Source organism: Arthrobacter sp. Ha26, from assembly GCF_059091705.1.
In genome coordinates, this window is the sequence record NZ_JBNHGX010000001.1 from 1,139,366 (window position 1) to 1,151,882 (window position 12,517).

Genomic DNA, 12,517 nt, shown 5'->3' on the forward strand with positions numbered 1-12,517 from the left:
CCTAATTCCAGAAAGCGACGAAGAAGTTGCTCCGCCATTTCCGGTGGAGGGTCCTTCCGACGCTCAACGCAACCAGAGAGATCCCCATGAACCTCCACAAGCTTCTTAGCGACCGCGAGCAGCAGGGCCGCCCCGTTCGAGTCGGGCTCATCGGAGCCGGCCGCTACGGAACGATGTACCTGGCCCAGGCGAACAACATCCCCGGGATCCACGTGGTGGCCATTGCCGACATCAACGTCAAGCGCGCCGAGGGTGCTTTTGATCTTGTCGGTTGGCCGAAGAACCAGATCGCCCCGGATATCGCCACGGCCCTCAGGGACCGCACAACCACTATTGTTGCGAACGCCGATGAGCTGTTTGACGTGGACATTGATGTCATTGTTGAGGCGACCGGCAACCCGATCGTCGGGGTGAAGCATGCCCTGCGCGCCATCGAGACCAAGAAGCACATCATCATGGTCACGGTCGAGGCCGACGCGCTGGCCGGTCCCGCCCTGGCACGCCGTGCCGAGGCGGCAGGCGTGGTGTACTCCATGGCCTACGGCGACCAGCCAGCACTGATCATGGAGTTGGTGGATTGGGCCCGTACGAGCGGCTTTGATGTTGTCTGTGCCGGCAAGGGCGCGAAGTACCTTGAGCACTATCACGAGATGAACCCGGACAACGTATGGGAGAACTGGGAGTTCTCCAAGGAGCTCACCGATTCCGGGCAGTTGAACCCCTACATGCACACTTCGTTCCGCGACGGCACCAAGGCAGCCATTGAAATGGCGGCTGTTGCCAACGGCGCCGGGCTGGTACCGGCCGACACCGGCCTCAGCTTCACACCCGGCGATGTCGAGGAAATCGCAACCGTCTGCCGCCCGAGCGACGTCGGCGGGGCCCTCGCCCACGAAGGCAGCGTGGACGTTATGTCCAGCGTCAACCGCGACGGCAGCTGGATCAGCCACAACACCCAGGAAGGCGTCTTCGTGGTGGTCAAGGCCACCAACGGCTACGTCTCCGGGTGCTTCACCGAATACCCCTGGCACCCGGACCCCACCGGGCAGTACGCCGCCCTTTACCGCCCCTACCACTACGTGGGCCTGGAACTGAACGTCTCCATCGCCAATGCTGCGATTCGCGGCATTGCCACCGGTTCCCCGGTGGGCTTCTTCGGCGACGTCGTAGCCACGGCCAAGAAGGACCTCAAAGCCGGGGAATTCCTTGACGGCGAAGGCGGGTTCACCGTCTGGGGCAAACTCGTCTCGGCAAAGCACTCCGTCTCAACCGGTGCCTTGCCGGTGGCTCTGGCCCACCACGTGGAACTGCGCAATGACGTGCCCAAGGGCGCAATCGTCGGCTGGGATGACGTCATCATGGACGACTCCCTGGCCCAGGCGCTCGAGCTGCGCCGGGAAACGGAAGCCCTCGTCGCGGAATCGGCCCTCACTGCCTGACCCGCCACACTCTCCTCCGGAGCGCGGCCATGAACTTCAGCCGATGCGGTTCACGCCTCCGAAAAAGACTCCTTCCAACGAAGAAAGGCATCACATGAAAACCAAGACCCGCGCCCTCACGGGAGTGCTGGCATGCACCCTCGCAGCCTCAGTCCTGGCAGGATGCGCCTCGGGCGCACCCGCCGCCGGCGGCGGCGGTGCCCCACCGGCCAAGATCCAGCTCTCCATCCCGGACCCGCTCACCTCCTCCGTCGGCGTCTCAGCACAGCATTTCGCTGACCAGGTCAAGAAGACATCCAACGGATCTGTGACCGTCACGGTGGTCCCCAACGGAACAAGCTTCAGCGGGGACCAGAACGCGGCCGTTACGCGCCTGCAGGGCGGCTCCCTGGATGCACTGATCCTCTCGACGTCCGTTTACGCATCCGTCGTGCCGGAAATGAACGCCATCAGCATCCCGTATCTCTTCAAGGACACCACCGAGGAAGCTGCCTTCCTCAGCGGGGAACCCGGTAAGGCGCTGAAAGACAAACTGGCGGAAAAAGACACCGTCGCGCTCAGCTTCCTGACCAGGACGGGCCGCGAGATCACCAACTCCGTTCGCCCCATCCAGCAGCCCTCCGATCTAAAAGGCCTGAAGATCCGTGTCCCGGGCAATACGCTGTGGACGGATTACTTCGGCAAGCTCGGCGCCAGCCCCACGACCATGGCCTTCTCGGAAGTGTTCACCGGCCTTCAGACCGGCACTATCGATGGGCAGGAAAACCCCATCGAAGTGCCCTGGACCAACAAGTTCTCTGAAGTCCAGAAGTACGTTTCGCTGACTAACCACATCAACGACGCCTGGGTCCTGGCGCTGTCATCCAAGAAGTGGGACAGCCTGTCCGAGGACCAAAAGAAGGTCCTCACCGATGCTTCCGCTGAGACCGCGACTTTCAAGACCGGGTACGACGAGGAGCAGTCCAAGAAGCAGCTGGACGAGCTGAAATCCAAGGGCATGCAGGCCAATGAAGTGAGTGCCGCGGGCTTGGAGGAATTCAAGGCCGTCTCGAAGAGCCTCTACCCGGAGTTCTCCAACCTGATCGGCAAGGAGTTCTTCGACCAGGCCATCGCCTTCAAGGCCAGCAAGTAGCACACTGGCCCGGGGAGCCTCGCTCCCCGGGCCAGTGCAACAAATCCCCACTCTCAACGTCGACAGTCTGGAAGAGAACACATGAAACACGTCACTACGCCCGAGGAAATTGAGGAGGTCCTCCCCTCAGACGCGGAAGAAATCCTTCACCATGATCACGTTCCACCACGCTGGAGTGGCGCGCTGTGGTTCGACAAAGCCCTCGAATCGCTGGTGGGCGCGGCCATCATCGCAGAGCTCGTGGTCATCCTGCTCAACATCATGGTCCGGGTCATTACCGGCGACTCGGTTCTCTGGACCCAGGAAGTCTCCGAGATCGCGCTTCTGACCATCGCATTCATCGGCGGGGCCATCGCCTACCCCAAGGGCGCGCACATGTCCGTCCAGGCTCTCATCATGCGGCTTCCCGCATCCTGGAAGCCTTATCTCGCAGCCCTCGTGGACTGGCTCGTCCTGGTCATGAGCGCCGGAACGTTCGCTCTCTTCGTTCCCACTTTGGTCCAGCAGCTCGAGGAGAAGACTCCCATCCTGCAGCTGCCGGTCTTCTGGGTCTCGCTGCCTTTCTCCCTGGGCATGGTCCTCATAGCCTGGTTCGCCCTGCTGAAACTCTGGCGCCAGGAGCGACGCCCAGTCCTGATTGCCGCCGGCATCACCGCCGTCCTCTTTGCCCTCGTCGTCATGGCCCAGCCGCTCTTCTACTACGCCTCCCCGAACCTCCTCCTCGGCGTCGTGCTGGCAGTCCTGTTCATCCTGCTGTTCCTCGGCCTGCCCATCGCTTTCGTACTCGCCCTGGCATCCGGAATCTACCTGTACCTGGGCGGCATCTCTGAGGTCAGCGCCATCCCGATCGGCATGGCCTCCGGCGCCAAAGGCTTCGTCCTTTTGGCCATCCCCTTCTTCATCCTCGCCGGAACCGTCATGAACTCGGCCGGCCTGACCCTCCCGCTGGCCAGGCTCGTCGACGCACTCATCGGACACCTCCGTGGCGGGCTCCTCCAGGTCGTCGTGGTCACCATGTACATCTTCTCGGGCATCTCCGGTTCGAAGGTCGCGGACGTCGCAGCAGTGGGAACAACCATGCGCGGCATGCTCGAAGAGCGGAAATACCCGCGCGGAGAAGTCGTGGCCGTCCTGTCCGCCTCGGCGATCATGGGCGAAACCATTCCACCGAGCATCGTGTTGCTCATCCTGGGATCCATCACCACTATCTCCACCACTACCCTCTTCCTGGCGGGCTTCGTGCCGGCCGCCTTCCTGGCCCTGGTGGTCATGGCGCTGGTCTTCCTCCGCGCCAAGAAACAGGGCGGCGTCGCGAGCCCCAAAGCTACCTGGCGGGCACGGGGAACAGCCACATTCTTCGCTATCCCCACCCTGCTGCTCCCGGTAGGCATGGTCGTCGGAATCCTCAGCGGTTTCGCCACCCCTACCGAAGTGTCTTCCGTCGCGGTCGCCTACGCCTTCGTCCTCGCCGCAGCGTACCGGCGCGGCAGCAGGAAGCTGCTGGGTGACACGCTGCGGGAAACCACGACGACGGCGGGCATGGTGCTGTTCATCATCGCCGCGGCCTCGCCCCTGGCCCAGACCCTCGCCGTCGCAGGGGTCTCGCAGCAGATCCACGACCTCATGTCAGGACTGGGCGATTCACCGCTGCTCTTTATGCTCTTCACCATCGTGCTGCTGGTCATCATGGGCCAGCTGCTCGAGGGCCTCCCGGCTGTCCTGATCTTCGCCCCGCTGCTCCTTCCCATCGCCGTCGACTTCGGCGTCAACCCCGTGCAGTACGCCATGGTCCTGATCATCTCCATGGGCATCGGATCATTCGCCCCGCCCGCCGGCGTCGGCTTCTACGTAGCCTGCGCCACCGGTCACGAAACTGTGGAACGAAGCCTCAAGCACTTCTGGCCATACCTGATCGCCGTGTTCTTTGGGCTGCTGGTGCTCGCCGCCGTCCCGTGGTTCAGCACCTTCCTGCCCGCCCTCGCCGGACTCATCCCCTTCTAAATAGATGACGACGCCGACAATTGGGCAGCAGGGCCTGCCCCAGAGCTATCCCTCCGTGGCCCTCCTGGGTACCGGCCCCATGGGCGCCCCCATCGCGCGAAATATCATCAAAGGCGGTGTTGCCCTCACGGTTTGGAACCGCAGCCTGGACAAGGCCCGGGCCATCAAAGGAGCGACTGTTGCCGCTTCTCCCGCCGCCGCAGCCAGCGACATTGTCCTCACGGTGCTGCCGGACCTGCCCCACGTTGAAGCCCTGCTCCTCGGCGAAGACGGGCTGCTGAACGGGTGGAGGAAGGCCGGAATTGGGCAGCCGATCCTCGTCATCCATGGGACAGTCTCACCAGTGGCGGTGGCAGAGTTTGCGGACCGGTGCCAGCGCAACTGGGGTGTAACGGTGGTCGACGCCCCTTTGAGCGGCGGAACCATCGGCGCTGAGGAGGGCCGCCTGAGCATCATGGCAGGCGGCCCCGGCGCCGCTGCCGAACGCGTCACGCCGCTGTTTGAGCTGTACAGCTCAACGGTGGTGTGGTTCGGTGAAACAGGGGCCGGATCAACCGTGAAAGCGTGCAACCAGATTGTCGTCGCTGCTACCGTCACAGCCCTGGCCGAAGCAATGGCCCTTGCCAGCGCTTCTGGGCTGGACCTCGAGAAGGTGCAAACCGTCCTGGCCGGAGGCCTTGCCAACTCCGAAGTCCTGCGGCAAAAAGGCCGGCGCTGGATCGACCAGGATTTTGCAGGTGGCGGATCCGCGAAAAACCAGCTCAAAGACCTCAACTTCATAGCAGAGATCGCTGCGGCATCGGGTCTGGGCCTGCCGCTCTCCACGAGCATCCACGAGGCCTTCGCGGTCATGATCGAGCGGGGAGACGGGGAACTGGACCACACCGGGATATACCGGACCATCTTCGCTGAGGCCCGGGCGGTTTAATCAGCTCACAGGGCTCCATGCGCCAGCGCCTCGACGGATTGCCGGTGGCAAGCCGTCGAGGCGCTGGGTTGGCTCTGCACCCCCCTTCCCGTACGGGGGTCCGCCAGGTTCAGGCCGGCGTTGGTTGCCTGCGGATGGCAAGGACAGTGACGTCGTCGGGGTTGCTTTTTTCGGTGGCCTTGGCGGTGATGGTGTCCACGATGTCCTGGGCGGAGGAGGCGGAGAGGGCCAGCTGGGCCACATTGTTGATCGAGGCAAGTGTTCCGTCGTAGAGGTCCAGGATTCCGTCGCTGAAGCTGACGAGCATATCTCCTGGGTTGAGGATCAGTTCGTGGGATTCCCAAAGCGTGTCCGGCATCAGGCCAACGGGAAGGTCCCTGGAGCTGAGGCGTTCCCACGTCCGGTTCGCTCGGATCAGGATGGTCAGGCCGTGCCCGGCGTCAGAGAACAGCACCCGCCCGTCTTCCGCCCGCAGCCTTGCGTGGAACAGGGTCGCGAAGGATGAGGCCTGGCCAAGATCGGTGGCGAAGCAGTCGGCAGTGAGGGTCAGCGCGGTAACGGGGTCTTGGCTGTTTTTGGCGCTGCGGATGACAGCCCTGGTTGTCGCCGCGATCATGCCGGCTCCCGCGCCCTTGCCCATGACATCTCCCAGGGTGAAGGCGAGGCCCCCGTCGATGAGGTACCAGTCGAAAAAGTCACCGCCCACGGCTTGGAGGGAAGGCACGCTCCTGCTGTCTCGTACCCGGGCAGGGGAGCGGCACCTTGTGGCAGGAGGAAACGCTGGATCTGCGCGGCCCGGCTCAATTCTTCTGTCGCCGTGGCGGCCTGCTTCCGAGCAGTGGCCAGCTTTTGCCGGGCCCTGCGGGCCAGTTCGTTCACGACAGCGGCGGCCAGCGCGAAAATCAGGGTGCTGTAAACGCCCCGCAAAAGCTCATTTGGGTTGTTTCCGATGCTTGAACCCATCGCGAAGGGAACAAGGATGGCGATGGCCGCTCCTGCGACCGCGTAACCTACGTACCGGCGCCCGTTGGTGGAGGCGAACCAGAGTACCGGCAGGAGAACCAGGGAGGCGTAGATGGACTGGCTTTCTCCTGTTCCGTGGCGCAGGGCTCCGGCAGCCAGAAAGTCCAGCGCGGGGACGATGAGAGCGAAACGGACCAGTCCCTGCCGCGTGAGAAGGACTGCCAGCCCCGTCGCGACGGTAATCAGCACCGCACCGGCAATGAGAGCGGGCCAACTGCTCACGGTCAGCGTTTTAATCGAGGCGCTCATGACTGCAGCCAAACCGAATAAAAGGAAGATCGGGATCTGCTTCAGGGCCGGTGACAGCTCGTCCAGTCCTGCCAATTTTTCCACCGGACTGAACGCTATTGCCATGTATTCTCTCCTAGCCATCACCGCCTGCAAGACTGCATCCCAGGGCCCTTGCTTGCGCCGTGCCCGGGCTACCGGGCCAGGGCGCATCGCACCAGGGTTCCCCGGACACTCTTGCGATCCTACCCATGTGTAGCCAATAAGCTCCCCACCGGGCCGGGGTCATTCCCATCTGCGGAATCGCAGAGGGAAAGGAAGGCGGCAAAAGCGGCGTCCTGGCAGCAACGCCGGTTCCGATGCAGGCACCATCTTCAGGCCGGTGAACGGGCAGGGCGTGCCCGCCCGCTTTCCAGCTTGAACGGGCGGGTACGGCTCATGATGCTTAGTTCCTCGCGGCCAGTGCGGTGGCCATGGCGGTGGTGGAGGTGGTGGTGCTGTTGATTCGCCAGTCGACTTCCTTGTTGTGGTGGAACCAGACGAAGCCGGTGACATCCGGTTGGGCTGCCAGGTAGGAGACCAGAGCGGTGTTCCAGTTGGCTTTGGACCCTCCTGCCTCGGCTGAGGCTGTCTCGGCAATGATGATGGGTTTGGCCGGTGCGAGGCTGCGGAGAGCGGACAGGCCTTCTCCGAACAATGCCGATGGTGAGCTCCATGAGCTCCATGACGTTGCAGTGCCCCAGTTGTAGCCGTCAAGTGCCACCACGTCGACATAGCCGGCGCCTGGGTAAAGCCCGGCCAAGGCGGTGGAGCCCCAGTACGGGACGTTGGGGCTCCAGACCCAGGAGACATTCGCGACGCCGGTGGCGGCAATCACGTCGTGGACGTGACGCCACGCTGCGACATAGTCGCCGGCGCCGTTTCCGTTGGCGGCCTCGGCCCACGGGTACCAGTTGCCGTTCATCTCATGGGCAAACCTGAGCATGACCGGTTTTCCCCACGCCTTCAGTGCTGTGCCCCACTGCTGGATGTAGGCGTCGAAGTCCCCGGCGGTGATCCGGTCCAGGGCGTAGGCCGGCTGGTTGGCGCCGTTACCGCTCCAAAGCCAAGGTTCCCAAGTGATGAGGCTGGTCGCGCCCCGCGCGGCCACGGCATTCAGGTCCGCGATCGGTGCTCCCTGGCTGAAGTCCTTGTATGACATCACGATAGAGGGGTTCTCATCGACTAGGGTGGCGACGGCGTTGAGCTCACTCGCCGCTTGAGGACCACCGGGGGTCGAGACGCCAAAACGCAGCTGATCGGTGCTGATTGGAGGCGTTGCTGTTGCCGCCGAGGTCTTGGTAGTGGTCGCCATGGCCAGCGGAGCGGGACCGGCGGCGGTCTCTTGCCCTGCTGTGAGGGATGCCGGGCTATACATCACGGTGTACCGCGCCGACGCCGAGACCTTCCCGGTCGCCGCCGTCACCAAAACCGATGCCGAAACCGTCGGTTCGATGATGACAGAGGCCCGGAAGGAGCCATCGGCGCCCACCGCGAAGGGAACAGCCGTCGATCCGGCCGTCAACGTGCCCGGGCTTCGCCGGGCAAAACCGGAACCGGTCACCGTAACGGAGGCACCGGCAGGACCGGCAACAGCACTCAAGCTGATATCCGCCCTGCCGGTGGCTTCCGCCGGCACGATGACACCCAACAACACAGCAAGGGACGCGACCACACCGGACACCAACAGTCGGACGAAACGGTTCTTAAACACACATACTCCCCAATAGCGCGGATATACCCTTGTGCAGGGCAAGTTGAGATTGGTCCCAGACGGGCTGAGACTAATGACCCCGGTCCAAAACTGACCAAGAGCTTCAAAGCCCGGCGTTACCGATAAACAAGCGGCCTGGGCTGCCAAAACAATGCTCGCAAACGGATACAGCCAAAAGACGGTTACCGCGGAAAACCTCGCCAAGTCCTGCGCTATTGCTGAGCTGGAGCCGTCCCCGGCTGGTCCGCCGTACGCGGACGGATGTAAAACGGGGGACTGTCCGTCATCTGCCCTCGCCGGGACGAACCAGCCTGTACCCGCTCCTCCACTCCCGCCAGGCAGCAATGCTCGCCCTGACCACTACGCCAGTCGGCGCCGTCCTCCGTCTTGAGCGTCCGGGCACCGGTAAACGGCCGATGCTGTTTACACACCACCGGTTAGAAGTGTGGTTGTAAGGTGACGGCCCGCACGCGTCTTCTTTCCACCGCAGGGGAGCACAACCGCCGCAACCTTCCCTGACCCAGCCGTGCGGTAGTAGTTCCAAGCTCAGGTGAAAACGAAAATACAGGCAGCTCCGGGCTTTCGACGCCCACGGCACTCGTTTCCGTGCTTATGGACGCGCTGCCCGAGGAGACCCTTTACAGATGGGTCTAACGGCAACTAAATTGTTGGAGGCCGATCCAGGGCGAGGAAACAAGGTCATCGATGTCGGCAGACAACTGGAGGGACGACGCCTAGCCTCCGCCAACTGCCGGCTGTGCTTCCCAACGTTCCCGATACTTTTTCGGCGCGGTCAGCCGTGATGCTCCAAGTAGGTCTCCCCGGCCAAAATCGGGAGCCGATAACCGACGTTATGTAAAGCTGAGCCTTACGTATCTCACTAGATGGATTAATTTCAGCCATTTTCTTATCTATTGAGACTGCAACCCACGCCGCGATAGAGTTTGCTCCCCCCGAGACTTACAGAACTCACGAGGACTCACCGCATGCCCGCCAGGACCGCAAAGGTCCTTGACGATCCTCCCGGATGCCCGGACACTCAATTCCACGCATCAAGGGTTGGAGGCGGGCATGGTTGGTCAACGGATCGGTTACGTTCGGGTCAGCACACTTGATCAGAATGAAAAGCGCCAACTTGAGGGACAGGTCCTCGACCGGGTCTTCACCGACAAGGCATCCGGCAGAGACACCACAAGGCCGGAACTCGCCGAACTGTTGCGCTTCGCCCGCGACGGTGACACAGTCGTTGTGCACAGCATGGACCGCCTGGCCCGAAACCTCGACGATCTACGCGCTCTCGTTCAGGGACTAACTCGGCGAGGGATCCGGGTTGAGTTCACCAAAGAGCAGCTTGTCTTCACCGGGGAGGACTCCCCCATGGCTAGCCTAATGCTCTCGGTTATGGGGGCCTTCGCTGAATTCGAACGCTCCCTCATACGAGAACGGCAGCGGGAAGGCATAGCCCTTGCCCAGCAGCGAGGCGTGTACAAGGGGCGGAAACGAACCCTAACGCCGGAACGCGCCGCCGAATTGGTTCAACGCGCCGGCGGCGGAACTCCGAAGGTTATCCTCGCCCGCGATTATGGGATTAGCCGAGAGACCGTCTACCAGTACATCCGCCACGCGAATGAAGTGACTCAAAAGCCCCTTCCGCCCTCAAAGCTTCTCTAGGCACCGAGGCAATAACTTCATGCCGGGCGGAAGGCATACCTCTAAGCTTGTGGGAAGGACTCTCTTCGGCCTCGTGTCGTACTAGCAACTTCTTGGGGGATTTTTGTCTTCAACCTGGCGCCCGAGAAAGCGTCGCGAATTCTCCCCGTGGCTTATCTTCCTAGCCGCTCTTTTCGCGGCAGGAACGGTCTTCATCAGTAAGGTCGGGTGGCCCGCTTGGGTGCTTGGTTCTTTCGCCATAACTTGCGTAGTGGGAGGTCTAATTGTTCAAGCCGCAAAGGACAGAGCGAAGGCAAAAGACACCAGCGACGGGATTCGCCACCAAGCTATCAGAACCATAAGCGCCAACGCCGCCGACGCCCCTCTCGCTAAGGACATCTCCCAAAGGACATGGGGAGTCCATGAGTCCTTGGTTGGGATTCCCTACCTAGACCGTGACGCGGAGAAGGAATTCCTAGCTGCCCTGGAAGATGATCAGCCCGTCCTCGTACTAGGTGATTCTATGGTTGGAAAAACGAGAATGGCGTCCAAGTTGATGGCTGAAGTCTTCCCTGCACGCCCAGTTGTTATGCCTGATATTCCGGACGGAATGGCAACGCTCATGAATGCGGGCGAAATCCCTCATGAATCAATAGTTTGGCTTGACGACCTAGAAAGATACCTTGCTGATCCAAAGAACTTGAAGACCAAGTGGATCGACCAACTCCAGACGAGTGGAAACGTTGTGGTTGCCACCATGCGCGAGAGCTTCTACGAGCGTTTTCAGCCCAGTGACGACATGCCCCGAACCCAATGGGACACCATCTGCAGGTTCCGAGTTGTGCGTCTCAAGAATGAGCCGGACGAACGCAAGAAGTTGGCTGCTTTAAGTCCCAGCGCACGGACTAAAGAGGGCATATTGAAGCACGGGTTGGGAGCATACGCAGGTGGGGGTTTTTTGGCGGTTGAGAGATTGGAAGGCGGACGTGTTACAAACCCACTCGGCGCAGCACTCGTATCAGTTGCAATCGATTGGCAGCGATCGGGCATCAGTGACGCCATATCAGAGGAAACGGCATCGAATCTAGTCGGGTTCTATCTTCCCGAGCCTCTTCCCCTGCCCAATCCTGAGGGACTGCAGTTAGGCCTTAATTGGGCTACCGGGACCTCCTCAGGGGGAAAAGGCTATCCGCTTATCTCCCGATCGAGCGACGGTTCCCTGCAGCCCTTTGACTATCTCGTAGACCACGTGGCCTTCTCCGGCAAGGAGATTCCACTAGAAGTATGGGAGGCCGCCGCGCAGAGTGATGCGTCTCCTGGGCGGCTGAACACTGCCGGAACCACGGCAAGCATGCTTGGGAAGGCGGAGGTCGCTGCTCAATTCTTCGCGCGAGCAGCAGACATGGGTGACCCCGAAGGAATGGCGAATTATGCAACGACACTTGAGCGGCAAAACCGCCTCGCTGAGGCAGAAGCCTTACACCGCAAGGCAGCTGAGGCGGGCAGCCCCCATGGCATGACAGGCCTAGCAGTCATCCTCTTACGGAGTGGCAAAATTCAGGAGGCCGAGCCACTCCTTCGGCAGGCCGCAGCAGAAGGTGACGCCGATGCCATGGCCAACCTAGGTTTTCTTCTGATGCGCCGCGGAGATGAAGACGGGGGCCGCGACTGGTACAGGCGGGCAGCCATGGCAGGCAGTGGTCTTGGCATGACAAATCATGGCATGCAGCTAGAGCGCGAAGGCCGGCACAAGGAAGCCGAGGCGCTCTATCGGGTTGCAGCAACTGGGGGCAACGGAGCCGGCATGTATCAACTGTCCCTCATCCTTTCTCGCCGGGGCGAACATGCAGAATCCGACGAACTCTTGCGCCGAGCAGTCCGGCACGGTAACCCAGCCGCGATGGCTGCCCTTGCCGCACAAATGGAGGCTGTGGGTAATCAAACTGAAGCTGAAAGGCTAGCCGAGATGGCGGCCGATCGAGGTGATGCCTACGGATTAGCCCTGCTCGGCAAGAGGATGGCCGAGCGTGGGGAGTTTGAAGGCGCCGAGAAGCTTCTCAGAATGTCAGCTGAACAAGGCTTCACCTTCGGAATACATTGCTTGGGAGTTCTCCTTGCCCGCAGCGGTCGAGTCGAAGAAGCAAAAGTCGAGTATAGAAAAGCGATTGCCGACGGTGATGCGCAGAGCATGGCTAATCTCGGTCTCCTTCTCGCAGAAGAGGACCGGAAGGAGGACGCCACGGTCCTTTACCAGCAGGCAGCCGCTCTAGGTGTACTGCCCAGGGACGTTGGTTCGGCGAATGTGATGACTCGCTGGAGTCGTTGAGCCAAAGGTGAGGACCTCCGGTTGCACAGTGGAGTTG

General features: G+C 61.7%; 9 protein-coding genes. 6 read left to right on the forward strand and 3 right to left on the reverse strand.

The features are described 5' to 3' along the window. Window positions 1-86 precede the first annotated feature (86 nt). The 4 genes from AC5RVY_RS05425 to AC5RVY_RS05440 all read left to right on the forward strand — a co-directional run bounded on the left by AC5RVY_RS05425 (window position 87) and on the right by AC5RVY_RS05440 (window position 5,500). The gene (locus AC5RVY_RS05425) at window positions 87-1,439 is read left to right on the forward strand and encodes an NAD(P)H-dependent oxidoreductase (RefSeq protein WP_493953656.1); all 1,353 of its coding nucleotides are present in this window, start codon (window positions 87-89) and stop codon (window positions 1,437-1,439) included. Between the two features lie 94 nt (window positions 1,440-1,533). Further along, a complete protein-coding gene (locus AC5RVY_RS05430) occupies window positions 1,534-2,571 on the forward strand; it encodes a DctP family TRAP transporter solute-binding subunit (protein WP_493953657.1) in 1,038 nt (345 codons plus the stop codon). 81 nt (window positions 2,572-2,652) lie between these two features. Beyond that, window positions 2,653-4,572, forward strand: a complete 1,920-nt coding sequence (locus tag AC5RVY_RS05435; protein WP_493953658.1) for a TRAP transporter large permease — start codon at window positions 2,653-2,655, stop codon at window positions 4,570-4,572. A gap of 4 nt (window positions 4,573-4,576) precedes the next feature. Next, on the forward strand, window positions 4,577-5,500 hold the full coding sequence (locus AC5RVY_RS05440) for an NAD(P)-dependent oxidoreductase (RefSeq protein ID WP_493953659.1): 924 nt from the start codon (window positions 4,577-4,579) through the stop codon (window positions 5,498-5,500). A gap of 109 nt (window positions 5,501-5,609) precedes the next feature. Here the strand turns inward: AC5RVY_RS05440 and AC5RVY_RS05445 are convergent, their stop codons facing one another. From AC5RVY_RS05445 to AC5RVY_RS05455, 3 genes are all read right to left on the reverse strand, one after another. Next, window positions 5,610-6,140: a PP2C family protein-serine/threonine phosphatase gene (locus tag AC5RVY_RS05445; RefSeq protein ID WP_493953660.1), complete on the reverse strand. Its 531-nt coding sequence runs from the start codon at window positions 6,138-6,140 to the stop codon at window positions 5,610-5,612. After that, window positions 6,113-6,877 carry a hypothetical protein gene (locus tag AC5RVY_RS05450; RefSeq protein ID WP_493953661.1) on the reverse strand — a complete coding sequence of 255 codons (765 nt, stop codon included), beginning with the start codon at window positions 6,875-6,877 and terminating at the stop codon, window positions 6,113-6,115. The genes AC5RVY_RS05445 and AC5RVY_RS05450 overlap by 28 nt, the downstream gene beginning before the upstream one ends. 319 nt (window positions 6,878-7,196) lie before the next feature. Beyond that, the gene (locus AC5RVY_RS05455) at window positions 7,197-8,504 is read right to left on the reverse strand and encodes a glycoside hydrolase family 26 protein (RefSeq protein ID WP_493953662.1); all 1,308 of its coding nucleotides are present in this window, start codon (window positions 8,502-8,504) and stop codon (window positions 7,197-7,199) included. Between the two features lie 1,071 nt (window positions 8,505-9,575). Between AC5RVY_RS05455 and AC5RVY_RS05460 the strand changes: the two genes are divergently transcribed. Both AC5RVY_RS05460 and AC5RVY_RS05465 read left to right on the forward strand, forming a co-directional pair. Then, entirely contained in the window at window positions 9,576-10,175 is a 600-nt protein-coding gene (locus tag AC5RVY_RS05460; protein WP_493953713.1) for a recombinase family protein, read from the forward strand. Between the two features lie 250 nt (window positions 10,176-10,425). Then, the gene (locus AC5RVY_RS05465; RefSeq protein WP_493953663.1) at window positions 10,426-12,480 is read left to right on the forward strand and encodes an SEL1-like repeat protein; all 2,055 of its coding nucleotides are present in this window, start codon (window positions 10,426-10,428) and stop codon (window positions 12,478-12,480) included. Window positions 12,481-12,517: the final 37 nt, after the last annotated feature.

Excerpts from the sequence above, each read along its gene's own strand:
- AC5RVY_RS05460 (WP_493953713.1), top strand. The coding sequence starts at position 9,576 with ATGGTTGGTCAACGGATCGGTTACGTTCGGGTCAGCACACTTGATCAG.
- AC5RVY_RS05425 (WP_493953656.1), top strand. The coding sequence starts at position 87 with ATGAACCTCCACAAGCTTCTTAGCGACCGCGAGCAGCAGGGCCGCCCC.
- AC5RVY_RS05435 (WP_493953658.1), top strand. The coding sequence starts at position 2,653 with ATGAAACACGTCACTACGCCCGAGGAAATTGAGGAGGTCCTCCCCTCA.
- AC5RVY_RS05450 (WP_493953661.1), bottom strand. The coding sequence starts at position 6,877 with ATGGCAATAGCGTTCAGTCCGGTGGAAAAATTGGCAGGACTGGACGAG.
- AC5RVY_RS05440 (WP_493953659.1), top strand. The coding sequence starts at position 4,577 with ATGACGACGCCGACAATTGGGCAGCAGGGCCTGCCCCAGAGCTATCCC.
- AC5RVY_RS05430 (WP_493953657.1), top strand. The coding sequence starts at position 1,534 with ATGAAAACCAAGACCCGCGCCCTCACGGGAGTGCTGGCATGCACCCTC.
- AC5RVY_RS05445 (WP_493953660.1), bottom strand. The coding sequence starts at position 6,140 with ATGGGCAAGGGCGCGGGAGCCGGCATGATCGCGGCGACAACCAGGGCT.